The sequence below is a fragment of the Ruegeria sp. D4 genome (assembly GCF_056534475.1).
Genome location: NZ_JBQFPJ010000004.1, coordinates 182,700 through 207,459, shown reverse-complemented (window position 1 = coordinate 207,459; position 24,760 = coordinate 182,700). Strand labels below are relative to the sequence as shown.

26 protein-coding genes are annotated in these 24,760 nt (G+C 59.7%); 6 read left to right on the top strand and 20 right to left on the bottom strand.

Features of this window, described 5'->3' with window-relative positions:
• Positions 1 to 64: 64 nt before the first annotated feature.
• The 11 genes from ACR0MI_RS08690 to ACR0MI_RS08640 all read right to left on the bottom strand — a co-directional run bounded on the left by ACR0MI_RS08690 (position 65) and on the right by ACR0MI_RS08640 (position 11,598).
• Positions 65 to 871, bottom strand: coding sequence for a mechanosensitive ion channel family protein (locus tag ACR0MI_RS08690; protein ID WP_170614333.1), 807 nt, complete (start codon positions 869 to 871; stop codon positions 65 to 67).
• Positions 872 to 1,333: 462 nt separating this feature from the next.
• Positions 1,334 to 1,780: a YtoQ family protein gene (locus ACR0MI_RS08685; RefSeq protein WP_170614332.1), complete on the bottom strand. Its 447-nt coding sequence runs from the start codon at positions 1,778 to 1,780 to the stop codon at positions 1,334 to 1,336.
• 81 nt (positions 1,781 to 1,861) lie between these two features.
• Positions 1,862 to 4,258 (bottom strand): phenylalanine--tRNA ligase subunit beta, encoded by a 2,397-nt coding sequence (gene pheT, locus ACR0MI_RS08680; protein WP_170614331.1) that lies wholly within the window; start codon positions 4,256 to 4,258, stop codon positions 1,862 to 1,864.
• Between the two features lie 78 nt (positions 4,259 to 4,336).
• Positions 4,337 to 5,131, bottom strand: coding sequence for a prolyl oligopeptidase family serine peptidase (locus ACR0MI_RS08675; RefSeq protein ID WP_170614330.1), 795 nt, complete (start codon positions 5,129 to 5,131; stop codon positions 4,337 to 4,339).
• A gap of 289 nt (positions 5,132 to 5,420) precedes the next feature.
• Positions 5,421 to 5,738, bottom strand: a complete 318-nt coding sequence (locus tag ACR0MI_RS08670) for a hypothetical protein (protein WP_170614329.1) — start codon at positions 5,736 to 5,738, stop codon at positions 5,421 to 5,423.
• Positions 5,739 to 6,812 (bottom strand): phenylalanine--tRNA ligase subunit alpha, encoded by a 1,074-nt coding sequence (pheS, locus tag ACR0MI_RS08665; RefSeq protein ID WP_170614328.1) that lies wholly within the window; start codon positions 6,810 to 6,812, stop codon positions 5,739 to 5,741.
• Between the two features lie 81 nt (positions 6,813 to 6,893).
• Positions 6,894 to 7,961, bottom strand: a complete 1,068-nt coding sequence (locus ACR0MI_RS08660) for a Hint domain-containing protein (protein ID WP_170614327.1) — start codon at positions 7,959 to 7,961, stop codon at positions 6,894 to 6,896.
• Positions 7,962 to 8,065: 104 nt separating this feature from the next.
• Complete coding sequence (locus ACR0MI_RS08655; protein ID WP_170614326.1) at positions 8,066 to 9,436, bottom strand: glutamate--cysteine ligase; 1,371 nt, start codon at positions 9,434 to 9,436, stop codon at positions 8,066 to 8,068.
• Positions 9,437 to 9,500: 64 nt separating this feature from the next.
• Positions 9,501 to 10,028, bottom strand: a complete 528-nt coding sequence (locus tag ACR0MI_RS08650; protein WP_170614325.1) for a hypothetical protein — start codon at positions 10,026 to 10,028, stop codon at positions 9,501 to 9,503.
• Positions 10,025 to 10,876, bottom strand: coding sequence for a GNAT family N-acetyltransferase (locus tag ACR0MI_RS08645; RefSeq protein ID WP_170614324.1), 852 nt, complete (start codon positions 10,874 to 10,876; stop codon positions 10,025 to 10,027). Before ACR0MI_RS08645 ends, ACR0MI_RS08650 begins: the two co-directional genes overlap by 4 nt.
• Entirely contained in the window at positions 10,873 to 11,598 is a 726-nt protein-coding gene (locus ACR0MI_RS08640; RefSeq protein WP_170614323.1) for a 16S rRNA (uracil(1498)-N(3))-methyltransferase, read from the bottom strand. Before ACR0MI_RS08640 ends, ACR0MI_RS08645 begins: the two co-directional genes overlap by 4 nt.
• A 12-nt stretch (positions 11,599 to 11,610) precedes the next feature.
• Between ACR0MI_RS08640 and ubiA the strand changes: the two genes are divergently transcribed.
• The 4 genes from ubiA (at position 11,611) to ACR0MI_RS08620 (ending at position 15,582) form a co-directional block, all read left to right on the top strand.
• Positions 11,611 to 12,573: a 4-hydroxybenzoate octaprenyltransferase gene (gene ubiA, locus ACR0MI_RS08635; RefSeq protein WP_170614322.1), complete on the top strand. Its 963-nt coding sequence runs from the start codon at positions 11,611 to 11,613 to the stop codon at positions 12,571 to 12,573.
• 65 nt (positions 12,574 to 12,638) lie between these two features.
• Complete coding sequence (locus tag ACR0MI_RS08630; protein WP_170614321.1) at positions 12,639 to 14,552, top strand: OmpA family protein; 1,914 nt, start codon at positions 12,639 to 12,641, stop codon at positions 14,550 to 14,552.
• A gap of 1 nt (position 14,553) precedes the next feature.
• Positions 14,554 to 14,874: a hypothetical protein gene (locus ACR0MI_RS08625; RefSeq protein ID WP_170614320.1), complete on the top strand. Its 321-nt coding sequence runs from the start codon at positions 14,554 to 14,556 to the stop codon at positions 14,872 to 14,874.
• A 177-nt stretch (positions 14,875 to 15,051) separates the two neighbouring features.
• Complete coding sequence (locus tag ACR0MI_RS08620; RefSeq protein ID WP_170614319.1) at positions 15,052 to 15,582, top strand: hypothetical protein; 531 nt, start codon at positions 15,052 to 15,054, stop codon at positions 15,580 to 15,582.
• Between the two features lie 49 nt (positions 15,583 to 15,631).
• On the opposite strand, the gene ACR0MI_RS08615 is transcribed toward ACR0MI_RS08620, so the two are convergent.
• From ACR0MI_RS08615 to pgsA, 3 genes are read right to left on the bottom strand one after another with little or no spacing between them, the layout of a single operon-like run.
• Positions 15,632 to 16,075 carry a molybdenum cofactor biosynthesis protein MoaE gene (locus ACR0MI_RS08615; protein ID WP_170614318.1) on the bottom strand — a complete coding sequence of 148 codons (444 nt, stop codon included), beginning with the start codon at positions 16,073 to 16,075 and terminating at the stop codon, positions 15,632 to 15,634.
• 4 nt (positions 16,076 to 16,079) lie between these two features.
• Positions 16,080 to 16,325: a molybdopterin converting factor subunit 1 gene (gene moaD, locus ACR0MI_RS08610; RefSeq protein WP_058281820.1), complete on the bottom strand. Its 246-nt coding sequence runs from the start codon at positions 16,323 to 16,325 to the stop codon at positions 16,080 to 16,082.
• A 3-nt stretch (positions 16,326 to 16,328) separates the two neighbouring features.
• Positions 16,329 to 16,997: a CDP-diacylglycerol--glycerol-3-phosphate 3-phosphatidyltransferase gene (gene pgsA / locus ACR0MI_RS08605; protein ID WP_170614317.1), complete on the bottom strand. Its 669-nt coding sequence runs from the start codon at positions 16,995 to 16,997 to the stop codon at positions 16,329 to 16,331.
• On the opposite strand from pgsA, the gene ACR0MI_RS08600 reads away from it, so the two are divergent.
• Positions 16,996 to 17,187 carry a hypothetical protein gene (locus tag ACR0MI_RS08600; protein ID WP_170614316.1) on the top strand — a complete coding sequence of 64 codons (192 nt, stop codon included), beginning with the start codon at positions 16,996 to 16,998 and terminating at the stop codon, positions 17,185 to 17,187. The two genes, pgsA and ACR0MI_RS08600, sit on opposite strands and share 2 nt — an antisense overlap.
• Positions 17,184 to 18,068 carry a DMT family transporter gene (locus ACR0MI_RS08595; protein ID WP_170614315.1) on the top strand — a complete coding sequence of 295 codons (885 nt, stop codon included), beginning with the start codon at positions 17,184 to 17,186 and terminating at the stop codon, positions 18,066 to 18,068. The genes ACR0MI_RS08600 and ACR0MI_RS08595 overlap by 4 nt, the downstream gene beginning before the upstream one ends.
• Here ACR0MI_RS08595 and uvrC read toward each other — a convergent pair.
• The 6 genes from uvrC to ACR0MI_RS08565 form a co-directional block, all read right to left on the bottom strand.
• Positions 18,065 to 19,939, bottom strand: a complete 1,875-nt coding sequence (uvrC, locus tag ACR0MI_RS08590) for an excinuclease ABC subunit UvrC (protein ID WP_170614452.1) — start codon at positions 19,937 to 19,939, stop codon at positions 18,065 to 18,067. The two genes, ACR0MI_RS08595 and uvrC, sit on opposite strands and share 4 nt — an antisense overlap.
• Before the next feature lie 290 nt (positions 19,940 to 20,229).
• Positions 20,230 to 21,009: an SDR family oxidoreductase gene (locus ACR0MI_RS08585; RefSeq protein WP_170614314.1), complete on the bottom strand. Its 780-nt coding sequence runs from the start codon at positions 21,007 to 21,009 to the stop codon at positions 20,230 to 20,232.
• Positions 21,010 to 21,030: 21 nt separating this feature from the next.
• Positions 21,031 to 21,993, bottom strand: a complete 963-nt coding sequence (locus tag ACR0MI_RS08580; RefSeq protein WP_170614313.1) for a calcium/sodium antiporter — start codon at positions 21,991 to 21,993, stop codon at positions 21,031 to 21,033.
• A 168-nt stretch (positions 21,994 to 22,161) separates the two neighbouring features.
• The gene (locus tag ACR0MI_RS08575) at positions 22,162 to 22,959 is read right to left on the bottom strand and encodes a S49 family peptidase (protein ID WP_170619270.1); all 798 of its coding nucleotides are present in this window, start codon (positions 22,957 to 22,959) and stop codon (positions 22,162 to 22,164) included.
• Positions 22,960 to 23,063: 104 nt separating this feature from the next.
• On the bottom strand, positions 23,064 to 23,825 hold the full coding sequence (locus ACR0MI_RS08570; RefSeq protein ID WP_170614311.1) for an ABC transporter permease: 762 nt from the start codon (positions 23,823 to 23,825) through the stop codon (positions 23,064 to 23,066).
• A complete protein-coding gene (locus ACR0MI_RS08565) occupies positions 23,822 to 24,751 on the bottom strand; it encodes an ABC transporter ATP-binding protein (RefSeq protein WP_170614310.1) in 930 nt (309 codons plus the stop codon). Before ACR0MI_RS08565 ends, ACR0MI_RS08570 begins: the two co-directional genes overlap by 4 nt.
• Positions 24,752 to 24,760: the final 9 nt, after the last annotated feature.

Below are 24,760 nucleotides of genomic sequence, written 5' to 3'. Positions count from 1 at the left end.
TCGCGCGGCGCCGGGCCCAACAGGAGAAGGGCATTTCCATTGCCCGCCCGACAGGCGGGAGCCATCAGCCTTGTTTCTGGATCTCCACCGAATGCGGATAGGGGATCGATACGCCCTTGGCATCAAAGGCTTCCTTGATCGTCTTGGTGAGTTCGAATCTGACATCCCAGTAATCCGCCGCCGCACACCAAAGACGCGCTGTCAGATCGACCGAGCTGTCACCCAGATTGGTCACACGCACCCATGGCTCCGGATCGCTGTGAATACGTTCATCCGCCTTGGCCACATCCAGAATAATATTCATCGCCTCATCTGCGCTGTCGCCATAGTCAATGCCAAACACCAGATCGACGCGGCGCGTATCATGTGCCGAGTAGTTGGTGATGATCGATCCCCAGGACTGGCCATTCGGAACGATGATCTGCACGTTGTCCGGCGTCACCAGTTCCGTCGTGAACAGATTGAGGTCTTTTACGGTCCCCGCCGTCCCGCCGATATCGACATACTGGCCCAGCTTGTAGGGGCGGAACACGACCAGCATGACACCAGCGGCCAGATCGCTCAGCGTTCCCTGCAGGGCCAGGCCGATGGCCAGCGACGCGGCACCCAGAATGGCCACGATACTGGTCGCCTGGATCCCAAAGATCCCCAGTACGGCGACGACAACCATCGCGAGAATGACCCATTTGATGATGCTGGCGGCAAAGTTGCCCAATGTTGGATCGATCTGAGGTGTTCTGTTGATCCGGCGACGGACCATGCCGCTGATTGCACCCGCTGCGATCCAACCCAAAATCAGAACAATCAGCGCCTTGCCTGCATTCAGCACAACCGGCAGATAGCCGTTTGTCATTTCTACAATCTGGTCCATTTCCATTCCCGATCACTCCCTAAGCCGCAGTTTTCGCTATTATTAAAACAGATACCTATGCATCTGCGCAGATCCCAAACAATTGATGCAGCAGCAGTCACTTTTTCAGCATGCCGCAAGTCTCCTTACGTTTATCCGGTTCGCTCTGGCCTGCCCGCGATTTTTCGGTCTGTTCCTTCTGCCTTTTCGCGCGTTCCTTCGCACGATTCACCAGTTTTTCCAGCTGGGGCAAACCCCAAGTGTTGTGATTTCGTATAGGATGACTGCGCCATTCTCACAAACGCGCAATCATTTTCATGGGAAAGGCGGCATGTTTTTCCCCAGTGACGCCAGTGCTTGGAATCCGACCCGTCACGCCGAAAACGCCAGTCGGCAGCAATCAGCGCGGACCGGGGCCGTTTGCAAGGACGCCTGCATTCAGACGGTAAATCCGAGGAAAATGACCTGCGTTCGGTCCGCAGATCACTTCGGCAGCGCGCCGGTCAACACATAGCGCAGGACACCGACGACCTGTTCCGGTGTCTCGGTCACGGCCAGTGCGGCAGCGTCCACCTCTTTCAGCGCGTGCTGATGATCTGGCCCGTGCATCACGATCAGAGACTTACCCAAAGCCGCCGCGTAACCGGCATCAAAGGCAGCGTTCCATTGCTTGTATTTGTCGCCAAACCGAACCACGACCACATCCGCATCGGCGATCCCCTTGCGCGTTCTGATTGCGTTGACCATCGCGCCTTTGTGGTCATGCCAGTATTTGTCCGGCTCGGCGCCCAGAATAACAACGCCGCAATCGTCACTGGCCGCATGATCCGTCACCGGGCTGTTGAACGCGATGCTCAGCCCCTTGGCACCTTCGATGATCTGTTCACGCCAGTCCGTATGGATTTCCCCGGACAGATAAACGTTCAGCATGGCTTTCTCCTCTCCAGACAACAAAGGGGCGCAACCGCCCCTTTATCTTTTTGAAAATACTCCCGCCGGAGGCGGACTCCATCAGCCCCGCAGCGTACCGCCCGTGGCCTTGGCGACCTTTTCAACGATCTTGGCGCTGACGGCTTCGATGTCTTTTTCCTTCAGTGTCTTGTCCGTCGGCTGAAGTCGCACGGTAATGGCCAGGGACTTTTTGCCTTCACCCACACTTCCACCGATAAACTCGTCGAACACACGCACATCCTCAATCAGCGCCTTGTCGGCACCTGCTGCAGCATTGACCAGTGTCAGGGCCTCGACCGCGGCATCGACAACAAAGGCAAAATCGCGCTCGACAGCCTGTAGGTCACGCAGTTCCAGCGCCGCGCGGGTGGCGCCGGATTTTCGGGGCAAAGGCACCTCATCCGGCCAGATCGTGAAGGCCATTGCCGGGCCCTTGATATCCATCGCCTGCAGGACGCGCGGGTGCAGTTCGCCAAATACACCCAGCACCTTCTTCGGGCCCAGACAAATCCTACCGTGACGACCCGGATGCCACCAGGTGTCACCGTCACGCAGAACCTGAACCTTGGCAGGTGCGCCGATCGCGGCCAGAACGGCTTCGGCATCCGCCTTGGCGTCGAACACGTCGACCGGGCGCGACGCGCCATGCACATCCTTGGGGCCATTTCGACCGACCAGCAGGCCGGTAATTTGGGTCTTCTGATCGCCGGGTTCGCCATCATGAAAAACCGGACCGACCTCGAACAAAGCCACGTCCGCGTACCCACGCGCCTGATTGCGGGCCGCAGCCTGCAGCAGCCCCGGCAAAAGGTCCGGGCGCATATGGCTCATCTCGGACGAGATCGGATTTTCCAGCTTCGTCGCATCATCGCCCCCGCCAAACAGCGCGGCCGAGGCCTGATCGATAAACGTGTAGCTGACGCATTCGTTGTACCCAAGCGCCGCACAGGTGCGTCGCGCCATCGACTGCCGCCGCTGCGCCGGGGTCATCACCGGCTTCGGAATGCCGTCTGTGACCCGCGGCAATGGCTTTCCCTGCAGCTTGGTCAGGGACGCAATCCGCGCGACTTCTTCAACCAGATCGGCCTCACCCATGACATCGGGGCGCCAGCTGGGAACATGAGCCATCTCGCCTTCCAAACGAAAGCCCAGTCGGGTCAGGGTCTGGCGCTGCTCGCTTTCGGGGATGTCCATGCCGACCAGGGACCGAACCCGCGCCGCGTCCAGCTTGTAGGCGCGCGCGTGGTTCGGCGCCTTGCCTGCCTCGACCACGTTCGAAACTTCACCGCCACAGATATCAAGGATCATCTGCGTCGCATGCTCAAGCCCTTCACGGGTGTATTCCGGATCGACGCCACGTTCAAAACGGTAACGGGCATCGGAATTGATCCTGAGCGCCCGGCCCGTCAAGGCAATCTGAACATGATCCCAGAACGCGCTTTCGAGGAAAACGTTAACGGTCTCTTCGGTGCAGCCGGTTTCCTGCCCGCCCATGATGCCCGCAATCGATTCCGGGCCCTTGTCATCCGAAATCACCATCATGCCGGGCTGAATCGTGTATTCCTTCTCGTCCAGTGCCACCAGCTTTTCGCCGCCTTTGGCGCGGTGAACGCGCAGGTTGCCCTGCACCTTGTCCGCGTCGAAAACGTGCAGAGGGCGGTTGTGGTCAAAAGTCATGTAGTTGGTGATGTCCACCAAGGCCGAAATCGGGCGCAGACCGATTGCCTTCAGCTGATCCTGCAACCATTGCGGGCTGGGACCGTTCTTGACACCCCGGATCAAACGACCGGTGAAATGCGGACAGCCGTCCAACGTGTCCTCGTCAATCGTCACCTTGATCGGGCTTTCGTAGTCTCCCGGGACCGGCACGTAGTCACGTTGTTTCAGGGTGCCAATGCCACGCGCGGCCAGATCGCGGGCAATCCCTTCGACGCCCAGCGCGTCCGGACGGTTCGGAGTGATCGCGATCTCGATCATCGGATCGACTTTCGAGGGGTCATTCTCAGCCAGCCAGTCAACAAACCTGTCGCCAACCTCGCCCGATGGCAGTTCGATGATGCCGTCATGTTCTTCCGACAACTCAAGCTCGCGTTCAGACGCCATCATGCCGAAGCTTTCGACGCCACGGATCTTGCCCACGCTGATCGTCAGGTCCAGACCGGGGATATACATGCCGGGTTTGCAAACCACGACCGTGATACCTTCACGCGCGTTGGGGGCACCACAGATGATCTGCAACTCACCCTCATCGGTGTCGACCTTGCAAACACGCAGCTTGTCCGCGTCAGGGTGTTTCTCGGCATGTTTCACATACCCGAGGGTAAAATCCTTCAACCGGTCCGCCGGGTTCACGATCTCTTCGACCTCAAGCCCGAGATCGGTCAGCGCCTCGGCAATCTCATCAACCGAAGCGTCAGTGTCGAGGTGGTCTTTCAGCCAGGACAGAGTGAATTTCATTGCTCAGGGCCTTTTTTGGCAAACATCCAGTCGGCAAAGGCAATGGCAAAGATTGCGCCGGGGTGCAAGCGCCGCGCGTCACGGATAGGCTGGGGTGCGGCCCAAAAGCTCATCCAGTTGCCAGCCGATCCAGCCATGAGGGATAAAATGCCCGCCGGGATGGGTGTCCAGCACCACCTTTCCCCGCGCGCAATCGGTCCATTCCACCCGGCTGAGCGTCAGGAAAGGCTCGACACTCCAGTCGCCGCGCGGGGTTGCAGTTGCACAGCCGAATTTTTCCCGCCACAGCGCCACCGGATAAGTCGTATCGCCGCCCGGACCAAAGGGGAAGCTCATTACTGCGTCATCGGTCCCGTGAACATGGCGCGCCTGGCGCGGGGATTCTGGGCAATCCTCGGTCTGCGGGATACTGCCCGCCACGGCCAACAAAGCGGTCACGTCATTGCCGGACTGGCAGACAAAGCGCCACGCCATCGCGCCGCCATAGGAATAGCCCGAGACATAGATGCGTTCAGGATCAATGGGATACCGACTGGCGACATCCTTTAGCACCCGGTCGGCAAAACCCACGTCGCCAGTGTCCGGCGCCCAGAAATCCCAGCTTTTGCCCAGGCCGTTCGGCGCGACCAACAACACGCCCCGCAGCTTCGTGGCCCCGGCGATACGCTCGTGGTTCACCACAACCGTCCCCTGCCGCGCCCAGCCGTGAAAATGCAGCAACACCGGCAGAGGCGTCACCCCGTCCCAGCCATCGGGTTCCAGCACATGATACGAGCGGTCGCCGACCTGACAGGCGGTATCCCCGTGGCAGGTATCCACGGCGGCGGCCGGGGTGGCGGTCAGCAGAAGCAGGCATAGCAGTCGATAGATCATAGGCCGGAGCCTAGTCAGACTCACGGCACTGTCACGTAACATATTGGTGTAGGCCAGGCTCCAGCCCGGCACCCGGGGCATGGTGGGCTGAAGCCCGCCCGACATCCAACCAAACCACCAAGCCGCGCCATCGCCAGACCGCGGGATGGCGATCCTCGGGTTGTGTTGGGCACTTTATGGCAGCCAAACCCGTGTGACGTTCAAACGGAACGCTGGCGGAGACAAATCGCCAGCCCGTCCGGGCGGTCTGGCGATGGCGCGGCGGCCTATCGGCCTTTGCTCCGCGCCGCTATTTCGACTGCTTTTTCGCGAATTCATTAATGAGCTTCTTGGCCATGGCTTTTTGATCTTCCACCTCTTTCAGAGGATTCACTTTCTTTAAAAATCCGTTACGGGTCGCCAAAAGAGCCACCCACACTCCCGGAGATACAGCGATAACCGCAACCAACAAAACCCAAGCAAAGGACGATCCGAACAAGCGTTCTACTGAAAACTGAAGAAAGCCTAACGCTACAACTAGCCCGACCAGCCATAGAAATGGAACCTTGGCTACTCTACGGCGCCACCAATCATAATAGCTCGCCAGATATACACCCAGCGGATACACTTACCGGCTCAAACCACCATGCAGGTTCGGCATATCCAGCGCTGCGAAACCGTAATGGCGCAGCCAGCGCAGGTCGCTATCAAAGAAGGCTCGCAAATCCGGAATGCCGTATTTCAGCATCGCCAGACGGTCGATCCCGATGCCAAAAGCGAAACCCTGATAGACCTCGGGGTCGATGCCACCAGCGGCGATCACCTTGGGGTGGACCATGCCGGAGCCCAAGATCTCCATCCAGTCGTCGCCTTCGCCGATCTTCAGCTGGCCGTTATCCCAGGAACAGCGGATATCGACCTCGGCCGATGGCTCGGTGAAGGGGAAGTGCGAGGCGCGGAAGCGCAGTTCGACGTCGTCGACTTCGAAGAAGGCTTTTACGAATTCTTCCAGAACCCATTTCAGGTTCGCCATCGAGATGTCCTTGTCGATGGCGAGCCCCTCGACCTGATGGAACATCGGCGTGTGGGTCTGGTCATAATCGGCGCGGTACACGCCGCCCGGGCAGATCACACGGATCGGCGCGCCCTGTAGCTCCATCGAACGTATTTGCACCGGCGAGGTATGAGTACGCAGCACATGCGGCGGGCGGTTGTCGCCTGCGGCGCGGTGCATGTAGAACGTATCCATCTCGGCCCGCGCGGGGTGGTGGCCGGGGATGTTCAGCGCGTCAAAGTTATGCCAGTCGGTCTCGATCCGCGGCCCTTCGGCCACCGAGAAACCCAGTTCGGCAAAAATAGCAGTCAGTTCCTCGGTCGCCTGGCTGACCGGGTGGATCGAGCCCTGACGGCGCGCGCGGGTCGGCAGCGTAACGTCCAGCCATTCGGTGCGCAGACGCTCATCCAGCGCGGCGTCGGCCAGAGCGGCTTTTTTGGCGGATAGCGCCGAGTTGATCTCATCCTTCAGGGCGTTCAGCGCCGGGCCTGCAACCTGGCGTTCCTCGGGTGTCATTTTGCCCAGCTCGCGCATCTTCAGCGCGACTTCGCCCTTTTTGCCCACGGCGGCCAGGCGGATCGCTTCGAGTGCGTTCTCGTCGCCCGCGTCTGCGATCTGACCCAGATATTTTGCCTTAAGATCGTCCATGACGCTTCCTGACTTTGGCCCCTGAATGCTGTTGCGGACCTGCTATCACAGCAGCCCGCGAAAGCAAGAGGGCGCGCACATTCAGGCGAAACGAAGCAGCGCTGTGGTTCTGTCCTGCCGCACCGGGCGCGCTGCAAGGCCATATGCCTCGGGGTGATTGCGCAGCTGGGGAAACAACGCCAGCAACTCGTCCTGAGTGTCCGTTCCCAACCCCGCAAGCCCCTCCTGCCCCGGAAAAAAGCTCTCGGAGATCAAGCCAGAGGTGGTGACAAGCTGATGGCGGTCAAACAGCAGGTGGATGTACCTGACAATGTCGCAAGGGTCTTGTGTCACGGTGGTGCCGTTGACCAGAGATATCGCGGGAACCAGTACCTCATCTTCGCCAAACAGCAATTCGGCCTGCCAACCGGTGATCAGGATACGATGCTGGGGAGAGACCAGAATATCGGCCTCGGCCCCAAGTGTACCTGAGTGGATCCGGATCGGCGCAAAGCGGCCACGACCTGAGACCGTGCGCCCGCCAACCCAGCGAACCGGCAGCGGCCCGGCGTCGATTGTGTGCACCAGATCACCCAGCCGCAGATTTTCGACAGCGCGACGTCCGTCGGGCGTCTCCACCATCGTGTCCGCCGTGAAACAGGCCGCACCACTGTCGCCGGGGGCCACTGACCCGTAGGTCAGGGTATCCGGATCGGGCTGATTGAATTGCAACGTTGTCGTGGTCTGGTTCGGCCCGACCAGAACCGGCAGGTTGACCGAAGTCTGCCCCGCCGCAAGCCCGTTTTGCGCCACGATGTTCGTTGTGCCGCCACCGATATCATAAAAATCGATGACCTGACCGGTGTTCGTATTGGTCAGTGCATAGGCTTCGTAGTTGGTCGGCCCGCCCCCGTTGGGGTCTGTCAAAAGGATCGGGAAGTCATCCGCCGATATGACAAAAACAAGCTCGTTGTTGTCGGCATCGACCGACATCTGAACTAAGGGATGATCCAGCGGAATTTCGATCCCGACCTGCCCGTTTGCCTGATAGAACGAGACCGTGAAATCTGCTGGAATCTCATCCGGGCGCAGTGCGACTTCAAGAAATTCGTTTACACCCGAGGTTGCGGCGTAGGCGTTGGAATAATGAAGTTCGCTGATACGGGCCATGGATCACTCGCGCGACGGAATGCGTGCTAGTATCTGACGGCCCGCAAGAAGTGCAAGACATTAGGCCCGTTTTGGCAAATCATGCCTTAACGCGCCCGATGGTCTCAGTAGCTGTATTCAGGATAGATCCGGGTCAGATCGCCGTTCCAGTCTCCATAGAAGTGATCCAGCAACTCGTCTGCCGGAATCTTACCGGTCTCGATACTGTCCTTCAGCGCATTCAGGAAATGGGTCTCATCGGGGACCAGACCTCCGGCGCCGGGGCGCGCACGGGATTTCAGGCCGGCCTCGGAAATGGCCACCACTTCGCGTGCCAGATCATGCATGCTGATGTTGCCAACCCGCGCCTGCAGCCCGTCTTTGGCGGCCTCAACCCGCAGCGCCTCGCGGGTTTCCGCGTCCCAGCCTTTGACCAGATCCCACGCCGCATCCAGCGCGCCCTGATCGTAGGTCAGCCCGACCCAGAAGGCAGGCAGCGCGCACAGGCGGCGCCACGGGCCGCCATCGGCACCGCGCATTTCCATGAACTTCTTGATCCGCGCTTCGGGGAAGGCGGTGGTCAGGTGGTCGGCCCAGTCGGACAGGGTCGGGGTTTCCCCCGGCAGCGCCGGAAGTTTGCCCTGCAGGAAATCACGGAAGGACATGCCCAGCGCGTTGATATACTGTCCGTCGCGGTAGACGAAATACATCGGCACATCGAGCGCATACTGAACGTAACGCTCGAACCCGAATCCGTCCTCGAACACGAAGGGCAACATCCCGGTGCGGGCATCGTCCAGATGTCGCCAGATGTGGCTGCGCCAGCTTTTCTGTCCGTTGACCTTGCCTTCGAAGAACGGAGAGTTTGCAAACAGCGCCGTTGCCACCGGCTGCAACGCCAGTGCCACGCGCAGTTTCTGAACCATGTCGGCCTCGGAGCCGAAGTCGATATTGACCTGTACCGTGCATGTGCGCCGCATCATGGCGCGGCCCATGGTGCCGACTTCTTCCATATAGTCGTTCATCAGCCGATAACGGCCCTTGGGCATCAGCGGCATCTGGTCATGGGTCCAGATCGGAGCCGCCCCCAAACCAATGAAACCGACACCAATCGCGTCGGCGATATCCTTCACCTCGCGCAGGTGAGTGTTCACCTCGTCACAGGTTTCGTGGATGGTCTCCAGCGGGGCACCCGACAATTCCAGCGCGCCGCCCGGTTCAAGGCTGACATTCGCGCCGTCCTTTTCCAGACCGATCAGATGCCCGGCTTCACGTACCTCGCTCCAGCCGTGACGGTCGCGCAAGCCTTCAAGCACCGCAACGATGGACCGGGTGCCTTCAAACGGCAGCGGTTTCAGCGTGTCCTTGCAATACCCGAACTTCTCATGCTCGGTACCGATACGCCAATCGGCCTTGGGCTTGCAGCCCGATTCCAGATATTCGGCCAGTTGCTCGTGGCGTTCGATCGGCCCGCCGCCGGACTGGGGAATTGACATGAACCGCGCTCCGCTCCTGAAGTGTCTGTTGCTGGGTCAGTCGTGGTCGCAAACGCGGCCAGTGTCAATGCAGGCGCATATGCGACGGGCGCGAGGGCGTGCGTTCCCAGATTACCACCGGATGCGGCGATCCGCCGTTGAGTTCCGACAACATCCGTTCGGTTTTCAGCCCCGGCAGGGCCGAGAACACATCAAACAGCGCCTCGGCGCCTTCGGCGTTCACAGGAATGTGAAGTGCGGGCTGTCCCGGCTGGTCCAGCACCCAATGCGCCGGGTCCGAGGTCGGGTCCAGCGCCAGCCTCTCGATTTCGCGCGCCGCGACAATGCCGCCATCCAGAGGCCCGAGATAGGCGATCTGCCCCTCATCTATTGTCACGACACCGGGACCACCCGCACCCATGCGGAATCGCACCCGCTGCACCCCGATCACCGCCAGCGCCACCGCCACGGCGACCAGAATCCATCCCATCCAGCCCAGCAGCCCGCCGGGCCCGCTAATCCAACTCAGGCCTACCAGAAAAACGGCGACGGCCACCAGCACTTCGCGCCAGCGCCACAGAGCCAGTTTCGCTTCCGGGCGGATGAAACTCATGCGGCGGCCTCCTTTTCCGTCTTGAACAGGTTCACCGAGAACTGACCTGTCCGAACAAATCCTACTGCGATATAGGCCCGCGCCGCAAAATCTGAAGCGGCAAAAAGTACGGCACGTGACACACCGGTTGCGCACGTCTCGGCCAGATGCAGCGCGACGGCGGTTCGGGCATAGCCGCGGCGGCGCAGTTCGGGCGGCGTATAAACCCCGCCGATCTGAACCACTTCAGGCAAAACGGCGTTGAAACCGGTCATGCAGACAGGTTGGTTGTTCAACAACAACGCCCGGTGGCTGTCCCGGCTCAGATACCCGTCAATGTCGCGCTCGGCTTGATGTTGCGCCTGATCCGAGTCCTTTCCCAAGGATTCCAGATGGTAGCTGTGCCGCCAGTGAACGGCTAGCGCCCGGTCAATTGCCGACAAGGGGACAAGGCGCGCTCCCGGCAGGTCTGGAATAATAAGCTGTTCCAGTTCCAGCGAAAAGGCAGGCTCATCCCGGCTGAGGATAGCGGGTCTGTTTTGCCAGCCAGCCAGTTGCAAAATGCGCCGGGCTTGGGCGGCCTCACCGATCACGCCGATGACCGGGCGCCTTTTCAACATCTTTAGTACCGCTTCAAGCTCGGCATCGGTGCAATCCCGGCACTGCGGCAACAGCATCCCTTCGTTCGTGATGGCCAGAACGGCGCGCAGCGGCTCGCCCAGCATCCAGATTTTCAGGGACCGGGGTTCCGATCCGTTCAGTCCGAAATCCCGCAAGTTGGCCAGCGGAAACATTGAAGATTGCAGGTGACGGCGGAGGAATTCCTCGATCTCGGGCAGGTCGGTTGCCTGCGCCAAACACCAGGTCACGACCAATCCCCTAGCGCCTGCTGCCACATGGTAAGTGCCGCCACAGTCGCAGTATCCGCGCGCAGAATGCGCGGGCCCAGACTGACCACATGCGCATAAGGCAATGCGGTCAGGCGGTTGCGCTCACGCTCGGAAAACCCGCCCTCGGGACCGATCAGAATGGCCCACGGCCCGCCCTTTTCCTGTTCGGCCAGACGCAGAGCCGAGCCTACTTCCGCCTCGTTGCAGAACATCAGTTGCCGCCCATCGGGCCAAGCATCCAGCACACGGTCCAGGCGCTGCAGCTCGCAAACTTCGGGTACGAAGGTTCCGCCGCACTGTTCGGCGGCCTCAACCGCATGGGCCTGCAACCTGTCCTGCCGGATGCGTTCGGAATTGGTGAATTCGGTCTGCACCGGCATGATCCGCGCGGAACCCATTTCCGCCGCCTTTTCAACGATGAAGTCGGTGCGTGCCTTTTTGATCGGCGCGAACAGAAACCAAAGGTCGGGCGGCATCTGCAACGGTCTTGTCTGTTCGACACAGGCCAGCGTGCCGCCGCGTTTGCCTGCCTCGGCCACCTCGGCCAGCCACTCTCCGTCCCGACTGTTGAACAGGGCAACGTGTGCCCCGACAGCCAGACGCATGACGCCGAACAGGTAATGTGCCTGCTCGCGCGTCAATTCAACGGATTGCCCCCGACCCAGAGGGTGCTCTACATACAGTCTGATTTTTGCACTCATGAGACCTTACATATGCAAGGCAATGTCCCAACACCAGATGGTCAGGTCGCCGATGCCGTCAGCGGCAACTGGGTCGACACCCATGCGCCCGCTTTTGCGCGGCCCTACCTGCGCCTCAGCCGCGCGGACCGGCCCATCGGCACGTGGCTGCTGCTGATTCCCTGCTGGTGGGGCCTTGCGCTGGCAATTCTCAGCGACGGAAACCCACGCTGGGAGGATCTGTGGATCGCGATCGGCTGCGCCATCGGAGCCTTTCTTATGCGTGGTGCAGGCTGTACCTGGAACGATATCACCGACCGCGAATTTGACGGGCAGGTGGAGCGCACACGGTCCCGGCCGATCCCGTCCGGACAGGTCAGCGTTCGGCAGGCCGTTGTCTGGATGGGCCTGCAATGCCTGCTGGCGCTGGGGATTCTTCTGACGTTCAATCAGGCGGCCATCGCCATGGGCGTTCTGTCCCTGTTGCCCGTGACCATCTACCCTTACGCAAAGCGGTTCACATGGTGGCCGCAGGTCTTTCTGGGCCTGGCCTTCAATTGGGGCGCGCTGCTGGCTTGGGCCGCCCATAGCGGCACGGTAGGCTGGCCCGCAGTTACCCTGTACCTGTCAGGGATCGCCTGGACGCTGTTTTACGACACCATCTATGCCCATCAGGATGCCGAGGATGACGAGCTGATCGGCATCAAATCCACCGCGCGACTGTTCGGGACGGATACAGCGAAATGGCTCAAGTATTTTCTGGTCGCAACCGTCGCGCTTATGGGACTTGCCATCATCGATGGTGCTGCCCAGCAGGCGTCCATCATGGCACTGGTCGTTGCCCTGACCGGGCCATGGGCGATGGGCTGGCACATGGCCTGGCAATTGCGCGGGCTGGATATCGAAGACAACGCCAAACTGTTGCAACTTTTCCGGGCCAACCGCGACACCGGCTTGATTCCGCTGATCTTCCTCTGCGTCGCGCTTCTGCTCTGATTGCACCCCAGGCCACGCCTCTGTAAGAGTCCCGACCAATCGCCCGAGGAGTCCCGAAACCGCACATGCGTTTGCCTTTTTCCATCGCTGTTGTCCTGATCTTTCTCGTGTCGGCTGGTTTGTCGCTCCTGGCGGCCAGTTATGCCGTGACAAAGGTCGAAGAAGCTTCGGAATTTGCCGTGCGGCGGGCGCTGGATCTCAAGGGTCACGACTGGGCCGAAGTGTATTCAGACGGGCTGCGCGTGGTTCTGACCGGCACCGCTTCGGACGAGGCAACGCGATTCAACGCGCTGACCGCTGCCGGAACCGAAGTCGATACATCGCGTGTCATCGATGAGATGGAAGTTGCGCCCACCACAACGTTGGCGGCACCGCGGTTTTCGACCGAAATCCTGCGCAACGACAGTGGCATCTCGGTCATCGGTCTGATCCCGGCCAGCGTGGATCGTGACGCCATGATCAGACAGTTGGAAAAACTGGTTCCAAACACCCCCGTGTCAGATCTGCTGGAAACGGCTGACTATCCCAAGCCGAAGGGCTGGGATGACGCGTTTACTTACGCGCTCAGCGCGCTGGCGAAATTGCCCCGGGCCAAGATCTCGGCCAGCCCCGGGCTGGTGCGGATCACGGCCATCACCGACAGCCAGAAGGAAAAAGAGATGCTGGAGCGCGACCTGACGCGCGCAGCACCGCCAAGCCTTCGGATCGGCCTGTCGATTTCAGCACCGCGCCCGGTGATCACACCTTTTACGTTGCGCTACCTGATCACCGAGGAAGGGGGCCGTTTCGACGCCTGTTCAGCGCAGGATGACGACGCCCGTCAGACAATCGTGGCCGCCGCGCAAGCAGCAGGATTGTCCGGTCCTTACAGTTGCACCATCGGGCTGGGTGTCCCCTCGCCGCGCTGGGCCCGCGCTGCCGAACTCAGCATCGGGGCGCTGGCCGATATCGGGCAGGGTTCGGTGACCATGTCCGATGCCGACATCACGCTGATCGCGGCGCAAGGCGCGGACCCCGCCACATTCGACCGGGTCGTGGGTGAATTGGAAAACGCATTGCCGGAAGTGTTTGCCCTACACGCCGTTTTGCCCGAACCCGACACCCAAGACCAGGCCGGCCCGCCCGAGTTTTCCGCAACCCGCAGCCCGGAAGGCCTGGTGCAACTGCGTGGGCGTGTCGGAGATGAAACCTTGCGGGACATGGTCGACAGCTTTGCCCGCGCGGCCTTCGGCTCGGAACAGGTGCACTTGGCAACCCGCATTGTTCCCGATCTGCCCGCCGACTGGCCGCTGCGGGTGCTGGCCGGGCTTGAGGCGTTGTCGGAACTGCATAATGGTGTTCTGACCGTCACGCCCGAGGTGGTGGAACTGTCCGGTGTCAGCCATGAGGAAGATGCAAAGGCCCGCATAGCCGGGCATCTGTCTGACAAACTGGGCGAAGCGCAGGATTTCACCCTGTCGATCACCTATCAGGAACCGCCCGAACCCAAAGACGCCCTGCCCGATCCGGAGCTGTGCGAATCCCGGATTGCCGAGATTCAGGCGGCAGGCAAGATCGCGTTCGAACCCGGTTCGGCCACCGTTGCCACCGAATCGCGGGATACGCTGAACCAGATCGCAGAGATCCTGCGGGAATGTGGCCCCATCCGGCTTGAAATTCAGGGCCACACGGACAGCCAGGGCCGCGAAGAGATGAACCAGCAGCTGAGCCAGTCCCGCGCCCAGTCCGTTCTGAGTGAGCTGCGCGCGCGCCGGATACCAACGGCAACCTACTCGGCCGTCGGCTATGGTGAAACGCAACCCATCGCGGACAATGACAGCGAAGAAGGCCGGGAAGAAAACCGCCGCATCGAGTTTCGCCTGATCCGGCCCGAACCGCTTGCGGACAGGGAAACCGGGCTTGATGCGCTGGAAGCCACGCCATCCGAGCCTGAAGAACCGGAAAACAGCGCATCTGATGCAGATGCAGGGGATCAGTAAAGTGAACAGAACCGAATTCATCATCGCCACTGCCGTTATCCTGTTTGCGGCATTCTGCATGGGCTGGTTCGCCAACTGGCTAGCTCATCGTCTGTCCCGCGTCCGCCAAAGCGACGTCGCTGATCTGGACCGTATGAGCCAGGAGTTACATGAAGCCGAAGAAACCCGCGATCAGGCGATTACCTACCTGCAACAACGCGAGGCCGAACTGTCCAACCAGCTGACCCAGACCGAAGCCGAACTAGCCGCCGCGATGGACGGCCTGCGCGCGGCGCGGCAAGAAGCGGAAGAACTGCGCGGGCGGATAAACAACGCCGACTGAACCTTTGCGTCGACTGCACAACCTGAGCTTGCCTCAGTACAACAGTAAACAAGATCGGCGTGTTTTGGCCGGTCTGTTTCTTTCGCCTTCAATATTGGCGACAAATTCAATACTACGAATTGGTGTGTTTTTGCCTACACACATCACTGTCCACTATCCAGAAAATTGGAGTGTACTATGAATTTCCAAGATACTTTGAAAACCGCCAAAGTGCTTTGCGCATTTTCCGCAACCTCAGCCCTGGCTTCCGGCGATGTCATCCCCTCGGAAAACGATACGTTTTCAAATTGGGGGGAAGAATCCGGATGGACCATCTTTGTAGATGATACGCGCGGGTCCTGCCTGATCGAGCGCATGGACGAAAACCAGAACGTCGTTCAAATGGGCCTGACCAAAGACCATGAGATGGGCTATCTGGGGGTTTTCACGAAGAATGACATCGGCCTGAAAGGTAAGAAGGAAAAGATCTTCCTGTCACTAGACGGCAACGTTTATGAGGCCGAAGCGCACAAGAAAACCAAGCACCTGGCCGATGGATATACCGGCGGGTACATCCTGGCGAACAACGCTCAGTTCGTTGACGACGTCATCAACAAAAACGAAATGACCGTGTTCCCGGAAAAGGAATTCGCATTCACCGTCAACCTGGATGGCACAAAGAAAGCCATTGAGGCAGCACGGACCTGCAACGCGGAACAATCCAGCTAATCTGCCCTGACACGCGCCGGCATCCGCCCGACGGGTGCCGGTTCGAGTATTACCAGCGGGTCAACGCGTCTTCGTCTTCATCTTTCGCGGCCACCCACTCCGCCCCGCCCGAGGTGATCTCTTTCTTCCAGAAGGGCGCGCGGGATTTCAGATAGTCCATCAAGTACTCTGCCGCCTCGAATGCATCCTTGCGATGCCGCGCAGCCGTGGCAACCATCATGATCCGGTCCCCCGGGGCCAGCCGCCCGTGGCGGTGGATTACCAGAACATCCCCCAAAGACCAGCGTTCCTGAGCCTCTTCGGCGATCCTGGTCAGCGCGCGCTCGGTCATGCCCGGGTAATGCTCGATCTCCATCACATCCAGATCACCCGTGGCCAGATTGCGCACGATACCGGTAAAGGTCACGATGGCGCCGTTGGCTGAATCCCCTGACGCAAAAGCGTTGGCTTCGGCGCCAAGGTCAAACGCTTCTTCCTGAACGGCAATACGCATCGCGTCAGCCGCCGGTCATGGGCGGAAAGAACGCCACTTCACGCACACCGGCCAGCGAGGCGTCAAAGTCCGAAAGTTCCTGATCCAGCGCTACCCGCAATGCGGACAGGTCCGCAAAGGCTGCGGCATAGCGGTCTTCTCGCGCGCTCAGCTCGGCCACAAGATCGGATACCGTTGCGGCCTCGGTCTCGACCCTTTCTTTCGGCAGGCCGATGCGTTCGCGCACCCATGCGAAATACAGCACATCCATCGCTCAGCTCTCCTTCAGATGCGGCATGGCTTTACGTAGGTAGTCGTAGCCCGTGATCAATGTCAGAGTCGCCGCGATCCACAACAGCCAAAGCCCAATCCGCCCGGACCAGAACATCCCCTCAAGATGCCAGCGCAGGCCGTTCAGGTCCTCGATCTCACCCATCAGGACCCGATCGAGTGTTTCGGCATCCATGCCAAAGGACCCCATCACAAAATGGTGCTCGAATATCCCTTGCGAAAACAGGATGGCAATCGCCACCATCTGCGCAGTGGTTTTCCATTTGGCCAGCTTCGTGACTTTCAGCGTCCCGGCCACGTCACCCAGATATTCACGCAAGCCCGAGACGAAAACCTCGCGAAACAGGATAACAGTTGCGGGCAGCACCAGCCAGGGCGTCCAGTGCTCGGCGGAATAGCCGACCAGAATCATCAGGGCGATCACAACCATCGCCTTGTCGGCAATCGGGTCCAGCATGGCCCCGATCTTGGTTTCCTGTTTCCACGCACGCGCCAGATATCCATCGAACCAGTCGGTGATGGCGGCCGTCAGAAACAGGATCAAAGCGAACCAGTCCGCCCAGGGGCGGGTGAAATACAGAAACATCACGGCCAGACCGGGTGCCGCCAACAGGCGCAGGACGGTCAGGATATTGGGCAGGTTCCACTTCATGGATCGACACTACATCGCCACTTCGGGACAGAAAAGACAGCCATGCAAAAAACTGACCCGATCACAGGCGGTTGCGGCACTGGTGGTCAAAGGGTCGCAAGCCGGACATCTCAACCAGATACAGCTTGGCGCGCGCGCGCTTTGCCGTCAGATTGGCGTGCGGACCGGTTGGGGAACGACAGCAGCATGACACCGCATATTCAAACGGACCCCCGGTCAAACCTGATCGGCAGTTTATGGATGATCTCGGCAATGGCGCTGTTTGCGCTCGAGGATGCGCTGCTGAAAAGCGCCTCGGCCGCGTTGCCGATCTGGCAGGTCCTGATTCTGTTCGGCACGGGCGGTGCGCTTGTGTTTGGAATTGCCGCCTTGCTGCGTGGCACGCGGCTGTTTCAGCCTGACGTGCTATCGCGCCCGATGAAGGTGCGCGTGGTCTTCGAAATCCTTGGGCGTTTGTTCTACGTGCTGGCCATTGCGCTGACACCCCTGTCTTCGGCCACGGTAATTCTGCAGGCCACGCCCCTTGTCGTGGTCGCCGGAGCGGCCCTGTTCTTTGGTGAAACCGTCGGCTGGCGGCGGTGGAGCGCAATCCTGATCGGGCTGATCGGCGTCGTGATCATCATCCAGCCGACCGGGGACAGTTTCTCGGCCCTCTCCATCCTCGCCGTGTTGGGAATGCTGGGCTTTGCCGGACGCGATCTGGCCAGCCGTGCCGCACCCGCGTCGCTGGGAACCGAAGTGCTGGGGTTCTATGGCTTTCTTTGCATCGTCGTGGCCGGTTTGGCCTATCGGTTCTGGGAAAATGTGCCGATGGCCGCTGTGACCCTGCACACGAGCCTGCACCTGGTTGGTGCCACACTGATGGGCACAATCGCCTATGCGTCGCTGATGAAGGCGATGCGCACGGGCGAGGTCTCGGCGGTCACGCCCTTCCGCTATTCCCGGTTGTTGTTCGGTATCGGACTGGGGGTCGTCATATTTGGCGAGCAATTGGACCGGACCATGTGGACCGGCAGCGCGCTGATCGTTGCCTCGGGGCTGTACATCCTGTGGCGTGGGCGGAAGGTCTAGCCCTTGTCGTGGAAGTAATCGTAAACCTTCTGCGCCAGCCCGGCTGAGATCCCCTCGACCGCCTTCAGGTCTGCCAGATTGGCTCGGCTGACGGCCTTGGCACTGCCGAAATGCGCCAGCAACGCCCTTTTGCGCGCGGCACCCACCCCCGGGATTTCGTCCAGAGGTGTCGCGCCCACCGCTTTGGCCCGTTTCGCGCGATGTGTTCCGATGGCAAACCGATGCGCCTCGTCCCTTAGGCGCTGAATGAAATACAGCACCGGGTCGTTGCGTTTCAGCGCAAAGGGGCGCTGACCGATCCGGTGAAATTCTTCTTTGCCGTGATCGCGATCAACGCCTTTGGCGACACCGACCATCGGGATGTCTTCGACACCATGTTCGACCATAATTTCATGCACGGCACTCACCTGACCGGCGCCGCCATCAATCAACAGCAAATCGGGCCAAAGCCCCTTGTCCCGGTCTGGGTCCTCCTTTTGCAGACGGGTGAACCGACGGGTCAGAACCTCTTTCATCATGCCGAAATCGTCACCCGGTGTCAGATCGTCGCCCCGGATGTTGAACTTACGATAGGCGTTTTTCATGAACCCTTCCGGGCCCGCAACAATCATGCCGCCCACAGCGTTGGTGCCCTGAATGTGGCTGTTGTCGTAAACCTCGATCCGGTTCGGCTGACTGTCCAGATCAAACGCCTCGGCCACGCCGCGCAACAGCTTGGCCTGCGTTGCGCTTTCCGACATGCGCCGGGCCAGAGATTCACGCGCGTTGCGCAAGGCGCCAGCCACGAGCTCCTGCTTTTCACCGCGCTGGGGCACAAGAATCTCAACCTTTCGGCCAGCCTTCTCAGACAGTGCCTCCTGCATCAGATCGGCGTTTTCAATCCCGTCTGACAGGATCAATTGCCGGGGCGGTTCCTTGTTGTCGTAGAACTGACCCAGAAAAGCTTCCATGACCTCGGCCGCCGATACTTCGGGCCCCACACGAGGATAGAAATCCTTGTTGCCCCAATTCTGGTTGGCGCGGATGAAAAACACCTGAACGCAAGCCTGCCCGCTGTCCATGTAAAGACCGATGACATCTGCCTCGGCCACCCCGCGCGGATTGATGCCCTGTGAGGTCTGCACCTGCGTCAGCGCCCGGATGCGATCACGCAGACCGGCGGCGCGTTCGAACTCCATCGCCTCGGAGGCGACCATCATCTGTTCGGCCAATTCCTCCTGCACCCGAGTGGACCGCCCGGACAGGAACCGTTCCGCATCCTTGACGCTTGCGCCATAGTCAGCCTCGGAGATCAGGCCGACGCACGGCCCGGAACAGCGCTTGATCTGATAAAGCAGACAAGGTCGTGTGCGGCTTTCGAACATGGAATCCGAGCAGTTGCGCAGCAGGAACGCCTTTTGCAGCTGATTCAGGGTCCGGTTCACCGCACCCGCACTGGCAAATGGGCCGAAATAGGCCCCTTTTTCCTTTTTCGCCCCGCGATGTTTCTTGATCTGCGGAAAAGAATGATCCTTGGCGACAAGAATATTCGGAAAGCTTTTGTCATCGCGCAGCAGCACGTTGTATTTCGGCTTGAGCTGCTTGATCAGGTTCTGTTCCAGCAGCAGCGCTTCGGTCTCGGTCCGGGTGGTCAGGAACATCATCGAAGCGGTTGCCGCGATCATCCGCTCGATCCGCCCCGAATGCCCTGGACGCGCATAGTTCGACACCCGCGCCCTGAGGTTCCGCGCCTTTCCCACATAAAGAACACGGCTGTCGCCATCCAACATGCGATAAACACCGGGTGAGCTGTCCAACGTTTTCACGTAACGCTGAATGCAGGCATAGCCGGTGGGCTGCGTGTCTGATGAAGGGTCGTCCTGGGTGGTCATTGGCCTGAGATATGATTCTCTGACCATGGCTGCAATCTTGTCGACCTCAGATCAAGAGTAAACAAGTCCACGGTTTCTGTGGATAACTGTGCAGATAACTTTTGTATCGCCTCGTTTTTCCCTTGTTTCATTGCCTATTTCCCTGTTTGCCTAATAATTAGGCGATCATATAACCACCTGTTATTTATAGAGATTTTTTCTCACGCGTGACAAGTGTATGAAAAAAAAGACATTTTTGTAACGTGCCGGTAACACAAATGAGAGCGGTGCAAAACTTACAGCAAAATTGCCTATTCCAGTCCCAGCACGTCAGGCGTCCGCCAGCCAAGGTGCTGGCCGCCGTCGACGCAAAGCAACTGCCCGGTTACGGCATGGGCATCCAGAAAATACCCCAGTGCAGCGGTGATATCGGAGGGATTCGCGCCGCGCTCCAGAACGGTATTGGCGCGTTGCGCTTTGAAGTGCCCTTCGCTTTGCCGGTGGCCCTGCATGGTCGGACCCGGCCCGATCGCATTGACTCGGATCGCGGGCGTCAGCGCCTGCGCCGCGGTGCGTGTCAGCGCCCAAAGACCCATCTTGGCAATGGTGTAGGACATGAATTCCGGCGTCAGCTTGCGCACCCGCATGTCAACCATGTTGACGATCAGACCGGTGGCAACGGGCTCGCCCGCGTCGTCCGTTTCAGGCTCCAGCCCCTGCGCGGCCATTGCCTGCGTCAGCACAAACGGCGCGCGCAGATTGCTGTCGAGATGGCGGTCCCAGCTTTGCCGGGTGGCCGTCCGGATATTGTCGTACTCGAAGACCGAAGCATTGTTGACCAGACAGGTGATCGGCCCGCCCAGCGCCTCGACCGCGCGAGGCAGCAGCGCCTGAACCTGGGCTTCGTCCAGCAGGTCGGCCTGTAGTGCAACGGATTTGCGCCCCATCGCCTGAACCTCGGCCACAGTCTCCTCTGCCGGGGCCCGCGAACTGGCGTAATGAACCGCGACGTCATATCCCCGCCGCGCAAGAAAAAGCGCCATGGCCCGGCCAAGACGAATGCCTGAACCGGTAACTAGAGCTCGGGTCATGGATCACCTTTCTTCGTCAGATCACGCCAGCAGGATGATGACATAAATCGCGTAAAGGATGGACAGGACAAAACCCCAGGTCCGTGTGATGTCTTGCTTGAGGAAAACAAACGGGATCAGCAGAAGCGATGCGCCCAGCATGACCCACAGATCAAAATGCAGGAATTCGGGATCAACCGGAATCGGTCCGACCAGCGTCGCAATCCCCACAATCGCCAGCAGATTGAACATGTTCGAACCGATGACGTTCCCCAGCGCCACATCCGCCTGCCGGCGCAGTGCCGCCATGACCGTTGTCGCCAACTCGGGCAAAGATGTTCCGACGGCCACCAGCGTCAGTCCGATCACGGTTTCACTGACACCGTAATGCCGCGCAATTACTGTTGCGTTCTCGACCAGCAAATGCGCACCCATCGGCAGGCCGACCAGACCCAGAACCAAAAAGATCGACACTTTCCAATAGGGCATTTCGGGATCGGCTTCTTCCAATCCTTCCAGCTCCTCATCGTCGGCGCAGGCTTCGCCACAGGCCTTGCGATGGGCACGGGCTTCCCGGAAAGCGTTCCACAGCATCAGGGCCAACGCAGCCAGCAATATGAGGCCACTGATCACGGTGAACGTGCCGCAAAAGGCCAGCCCAATGAACAGAACCGAGGCCAGCAACATGAAAACATAGTTCTTGCGGCTGTCGCATTCACTGGTGTGAAGCGTGGCAAGCAGCGCGGGAAGGCCCAGCACCAACAGGATATTCGCCGTGTTCGACCCAACCACGTTCCCCAGTGCGATACCGGGCGCGTTTTCCAATATGGCGCTGATGGAAATCAGAAGTTCCGGCGCCGATGTGCCAAAGGCAACAATCGTCAGACTGACAATCAAGGCGGGCACGCCCAGACGCAGACTCAGGTTCACCGCCCCCCGAACCAGCGCGTCACCGGCCAGCAAAAGGATCAGCAATCCGAGGCCGGATAGCAGCCATGCCGTCATGACCGCCCTCCTTTTTCGCAGGCGCAGGGGCCTTTACCGATCCTGAACCGCCCGCAGCGGGGACATCTTGAGGACTTCAGCCGCTTCTGCCCCGGAAAGCGCAGCTTTCCGAACATCGCCAATACACCCATGGCGATCAGAAAAAGAGTGACGGCCTTGATGATCACGTTACAAACCGAAGCGCGCGTAAGCCGCCCGCTCCTCCAGCCCGGCAATGGCATCCTGCGCCACGGCGGCCCCAAAGCGGGACCAGATCGGTTTGCGGACGCCGTAGCGGCGGAATTTCACCTTATCGCCAAACCTCTCCTGGATCTTAGGTTTGAGATGGGCAATACCATCGATCAACCCCAGCTCCTGCGCGCGTTTGGCCAGCCAGATCTCGCCACTGAACAGGTCCGCCGCGTCATCCAGCTTGTCACCGCGCCGTGTGACGACATGGGTGATAAAGTTTTCATGGATATCACCCAGCAACCCCTGCAGTCGTGCCACATCCTCTTTCTTTTCCGGCGCGAAAGGATCCAGCATGGATTTCGACTGACCCGCCGTATGTACGCGCCGTTCGAGCCCCTGGCGTTTCAGGAACACATGCGCACCAAAGCCCGAAGAAATCACGCCAATCGAACCCAGCACGGAACTGTCATCGGCAAAGATCTCATCCGCAGACGCCGCCAGCCAGTAGCCGCCCGAGGCCGCGACATCCTCGACAAAGGCGAAAACAGGGATTTTAAGCTCCTCCGCCAGCCGCCGGATACGTGCGCCGATCAAGGAACTTTGCACCGGGGAACCGCCGGGCGAGTTGATCTCAAGCGCGACGGCAGCAGGCTTGCCCTTGCGAAATGCCTTTTCCAGAATCGGGGCCAGCGTGGTGTCGTTCAGCGACCCGCGACCGGCCATCCCGATCGCGCCGGACAAACGCACAACGGCCACAAGCGGCTGCTTTTTGACAAACGGAAGGCTGAGTTTCATGGATGCCGATGTAGAGTGCTGCCTGACGGTAAACAAGAGACGGACGCGGCCATAAACGCGACGTGAACCAAATAAACACATCCGATGGGCAAAAATGCAACGCCCTAGCTGCGAATGCGCCAGCCGGTTTTGAAGATCCAGCCGATGATGCCCAGACAGATCCCGGTAAAGGCCAGAATGGCTAGCAGGCTAAACACGATGGGCACATCCGCAAGCCCGTAGAAGGACCACCGGAACCCCGAAATCAGATAGACGACCGGATTGAACAGGGTGATTGTCTGCCACACCGGCGGCAGCATCGAGATCGAGTAGAATGTCCCGCCCAAAAAGATCAATGGCGTGACCACAAGTTGCGGCACCAGCGACATCTGCTCGAAATTGCTGGCCCAGATACCAATGATGAAGCCCAGCAACGAAAAACTGAGGCAAGTCAGCACCAGAAAGGCCATCATCGCCAATGGGTGTTCAATCCTGAGATCCACAAAGAAGGTAGCGGTAATCAAAATCACCACGCCCACGAACAACGCTTTTGTCGCTGCTGCGCCGACGTAACCGATCACGATTTCGATGAAATTGACTGGGGCCGACAGCAGCTCGTAGATCGTACCCAGGAATTTCGGGAAATAGATGCCAAAAGATGCGTTCGAGATCGAAAGCATCACCACCGACAGCATGATCAGCCCCGGCACGATGAAGGCGCCATACGATACGCCCTCAACCTCCTGAATGCGGCTGCCGATGGCCGTGCCGAAGACCACGAAATACAAAGAGGTCGACAACACCGGCGACAGAAAGCTTTGCGCCAGAGTGCGGAAAAAGCGCTGCATCTCGAACCGATAGATGGCGGCAATGGCAGACCAGTTCATGCGGGTTCTCCCGACACCAGATTGACGAAAATTTCCTCAAGGCTCGACTGCCGGGTCTGCACGTCACGCAACACCAGACCGGCCTGTGCAACATCGTTCAGCAACGTGGTGATACCCGTCCTGTCGGCATGCGTGTCGTAGTTGTAGACCAAGGTATCCCCGCTTCCGTTCAGAACCAGATTGTGCGCGGCCAGACTGTCTGGGATGGTCGGGATCGGCTCGGTCAGCATGACCTCGATCTGCTTTTTCCCCATCTGCGCCATCAGGGTGTCCTTTTCCTGCACCAGCAACAGCTCACCCTTGTCGATGACACCTACGCGGTCGGCGATGGCCTCGGCCTCTTCGATGTAATGGGTGGTCAGGATGATGGTGACACCGGCCCGCTTCAACTCGGCCACGATCTCCCACATGTCCTTGCGCAATTCGACATCAACACCGGCGGTGGGTTCATCCAGAAACAGCACGCGTGGCTCATGAGCCAGCGCCTTGGCAATCAGCACCCGCCGCTTCATGCCGCCCGACAATTCCCGGATGGCGTTTCTGCGCTTTTCCCACAGCGAGAGCTTGCGCAGAATCTTCTCAAGCCGGGCGTTGTCTCGGCCCAGCCCGAACAGACCCCGCGAAAATCGCACCGTGTTCCAGACCTTCTCGAACGGTTCCAGCGCAATCTCCTGCGGCACCAGACCGATCATCCTGCGGGCGGCGCGAAACTCTGTCTGAATATCGTGACCACCCACCGTGACAGACCCGGAACTGGGCGTGGTTATCCCGCAAATCGTTGAAATCAGAGTTGTCTTTCCGGCCCCGTTTGGCCCCAGCAGTGCCAGTATTTCACCTTGCTCGATATCCAGAGACACGCCCTTCAGTGCCTCAAAGCCATCCGCATACGATTTGCGCAGATCCCTGATGGACAGAATGGTGGTCATACATATTCC

Coding starts and splice junctions, on each gene's coding strand:
- ACR0MI_RS08575 (WP_170619270.1), bottom strand. CDS start 22,959: ATGAAACTCAGCCTTCCGTTTGTCAAAAAGCAGCCGCTTGTGGCCGTT.
- ACR0MI_RS08675 (WP_170614330.1), bottom strand. CDS start 5,131: ATGATCTATCGACTGCTATGCCTGCTTCTGCTGACCGCCACCCCGGCC.
- moaD (WP_058281820.1), bottom strand. CDS start 16,325: ATGGATGTGCTGTATTTCGCATGGGTGCGCGAACGCATCGGCCTGCCG.
- ACR0MI_RS08690 (WP_170614333.1), bottom strand. CDS start 871: ATGGACCAGATTGTAGAAATGACAAACGGCTATCTGCCGGTTGTGCTG.
- pheT (WP_170614331.1), bottom strand. CDS start 4,258: ATGAAATTCACTCTGTCCTGGCTGAAAGACCACCTCGACACTGACGCT.
- ACR0MI_RS08595 (WP_170614315.1), top strand. CDS start 17,184: ATGACACCGCATATTCAAACGGACCCCCGGTCAAACCTGATCGGCAGT.
- ACR0MI_RS08620 (WP_170614319.1), top strand. CDS start 15,052: ATGAATTTCCAAGATACTTTGAAAACCGCCAAAGTGCTTTGCGCATTT.
- ACR0MI_RS08660 (WP_170614327.1), bottom strand. CDS start 7,961: ATGGCCCGTATCAGCGAACTTCATTATTCCAACGCCTACGCCGCAACC.
- ACR0MI_RS08600 (WP_170614316.1), top strand. CDS start 16,996: ATGGATCGACACTACATCGCCACTTCGGGACAGAAAAGACAGCCATGC.
- ACR0MI_RS08650 (WP_170614325.1), bottom strand. CDS start 10,028: ATGAGTTTCATCCGCCCGGAAGCGAAACTGGCTCTGTGGCGCTGGCGC.
- ACR0MI_RS08640 (WP_170614323.1), bottom strand. CDS start 11,598: ATGAGTGCAAAAATCAGACTGTATGTAGAGCACCCTCTGGGTCGGGGG.
- ACR0MI_RS08615 (WP_170614318.1), bottom strand. CDS start 16,075: ATGCGTATTGCCGTTCAGGAAGAAGCGTTTGACCTTGGCGCCGAAGCC.
- uvrC (WP_170614452.1), bottom strand. CDS start 19,939: ATGACCACCCAGGACGACCCTTCATCAGACACGCAGCCCACCGGCTAT.
- ACR0MI_RS08580 (WP_170614313.1), bottom strand. CDS start 21,993: ATGACGGCATGGCTGCTATCCGGCCTCGGATTGCTGATCCTTTTGCTG.
- ACR0MI_RS08570 (WP_170614311.1), bottom strand. CDS start 23,825: ATGAACTGGTCTGCCATTGCCGCCATCTATCGGTTCGAGATGCAGCGC.
- ubiA (WP_170614322.1), top strand. CDS start 11,611: ATGCAAGGCAATGTCCCAACACCAGATGGTCAGGTCGCCGATGCCGTC.
- ACR0MI_RS08565 (WP_170614310.1), bottom strand. CDS start 24,751: ATGACCACCATTCTGTCCATCAGGGATCTGCGCAAATCGTATGCGGAT.
- pgsA (WP_170614317.1), bottom strand. CDS start 16,997: ATGAAGTGGAACCTGCCCAATATCCTGACCGTCCTGCGCCTGTTGGCG.
- pheS (WP_170614328.1), bottom strand. CDS start 6,812: ATGGACGATCTTAAGGCAAAATATCTGGGTCAGATCGCAGACGCGGGC.
- ACR0MI_RS08630 (WP_170614321.1), top strand. CDS start 12,639: ATGCGTTTGCCTTTTTCCATCGCTGTTGTCCTGATCTTTCTCGTGTCG.
- ACR0MI_RS08585 (WP_170614314.1), bottom strand. CDS start 21,009: ATGACCCGAGCTCTAGTTACCGGTTCAGGCATTCGTCTTGGCCGGGCC.
- ACR0MI_RS08655 (WP_170614326.1), bottom strand. CDS start 9,436: ATGTCAATTCCCCAGTCCGGCGGCGGGCCGATCGAACGCCACGAGCAA.
- ACR0MI_RS08685 (WP_170614332.1), bottom strand. CDS start 1,780: ATGCTGAACGTTTATCTGTCCGGGGAAATCCATACGGACTGGCGTGAA.